The sequence below is a fragment of the Flavobacterium sp. IB48 genome, from assembly GCF_016405855.1.
Lineage (GTDB): Bacteria > Bacteroidota > Bacteroidia > Flavobacteriales > Flavobacteriaceae > Flavobacterium > Flavobacterium ginsengisoli.
On sequence record NZ_JAEFCA010000034.1, the window covers coordinates 1 to 611 of the forward strand.

A 611-nucleotide genomic window follows, 5' to 3' on the forward strand; every position below is an offset into this window, starting at 1 on the left:
ATGCGCAGCATTAAATGAATTTACAGTCGGTCCAATTACAAGCATAGGCGGAGGATGCTTTTCTGACTGCTCTTCTCTGACTTCTCTGACCTTCAATAGCCTGAATGCATTAACAGCCGGAAACGCATTTAGCAACTGTTCAAGCTTAAAATATTTTTCAGCAAACAGCCTAAAAGATATTCCCGCTGGAACTTTTACAGGCTGCATCAGCCTAGAAAATGTGTATATAGCCTCATCTGAATCTCTTCCTTCCAACTGCTTTCACAGTTTTGACAAACTGAAAAACATAGACATTTCATCGGTCAAAACAATAGCCAGCAGAGCTTTCTATAACTGCACTTCCCTATTGGATTTTAATGCAGACAGCCTAGAATCCATAGCCGAATCGGCCTTCTACAATTGCAAATCCATAACAAGCTATAGCTTCCCTAAGGTTACGGCTATTGATAGCCAGTCAAATATTTCGCTTGGCACATTCAGGAACAATACCTCCCTGCTGTCTTTCCATGCTCCGCTGCTTACCAGCATTACAGGAACCGGAAGATGCTTTGAGGGCGCAAGCAAAATGACAGCCTTCTATGCTCCAAATTTAGCGGGCGGCATTGCTCTAG

1 protein-coding gene is annotated in these 611 nt (G+C 43.0%); it reads left to right on the forward strand.

Annotated elements, in window-relative coordinates; translation table 11 throughout:
* Positions 1-43: 43 nt before the first annotated feature.
* Positions 44-611, forward strand: a 568-nt coding sequence (locus tag JC605_RS23930) for a leucine-rich repeat domain-containing protein (RefSeq protein ID WP_370569091.1), incomplete at its 3' end; no start/stop codon positions are given.